The organism is Corynebacterium sp. UMB4614 (assembly GCF_030217065.1).
In the GTDB taxonomy this organism is placed as follows: Bacteria; Actinomycetota; Actinomycetes; order Mycobacteriales; family Mycobacteriaceae; genus Corynebacterium.
This window is the reverse complement of record NZ_JASONC010000052.1, coordinates 1-816: the sequence shown is the minus strand read 5'-3', so window position 1 is coordinate 816 and position 816 is coordinate 1. Positions and strand designations below refer to the sequence as shown.

1 protein-coding gene and 1 pseudogene are annotated in these 816 nt (G+C 55.8%); both read left to right on the top strand.

Translation table 11 applies throughout. The features are described from left to right. The first annotated feature begins 19 nt into the window (after positions 1–19). Positions 20–362, top strand: a pseudogene (locus tag QP413_RS09850) (transposase). Then, positions 359–816: IS3 family transposase (locus tag QP413_RS09845; RefSeq protein WP_284781593.1), on the top strand; the 458-nt coding region annotated here is incomplete at its 3' end. The pseudogene QP413_RS09850 and the gene QP413_RS09845, both read left to right, overlap by 4 nt.

The window sequence follows — 816 nt, the reverse complement described above, 5'->3', positions numbered from 1 at the left end:
GTCCCAGGTTTTGTTCCGTTTGAGTAGATGGGAAAATCTGGAACATGCCGAAGAAATTTGACCAGGATGCCAAGGATCGGGTGGTCCGCCTTGTTGAGGACCGCATCCTGGCGGAGGGGATCTCCATGCAGGAAGCGTGCAAGATCGTGGCCCCGAAACTGGGTGTCTCATGGCATACTGCCCGGCAGTGGGCTCAGGCGGCCCGTCGCGAAGGCAGGGCAATTGATCCTTTACCTGAAGATCTCGTTGCAGAGGTGGCCAAGCTGCGTCGTGAGAATCAGGAGCTTCGCGACACTAACGAGTTATTGAAGGCCGCGTCAGCTTTTTTCGTGTCGGAACTCGACCCCAAACGTCGGAAATGATCCAGTTCATCGATGAACACCGGGATCGTTTCACAGTCGAGTTCATCTGTCAGACGTTGAAGAGCAATCGGCAAGGTGGCTTCATTTCCTCACGCGGATACCGTCAGTCAAAAGCCCGGGGATTAAGTGCCCGCAGCCTTCGTGACGCCGCACTGACAAGGCATATTGCCGAGGTCCATGAAGAAAACTACGCAGTCTATGGTATCCGCAAGATGTGGCATGCTCTACGCCGTGAAGGAATCGACATCGGCCGTGAGCAAACCGCTCGCCTGATGCGCCTTGCTGGAGTCAGTGGAAAAGGTAAAGGCCGGTTGCCTGTGACAACTCGCAGGTCCAAGGGCTCGGATAATCGCCCTGACTTGGTGGGCCGTGATTTTCGTGCCGCTGGACCGAATCGGTTATGGGTGGCTGACATTACCTACGTCCGTACCGGTAATGGGTTCGTCTACACCGC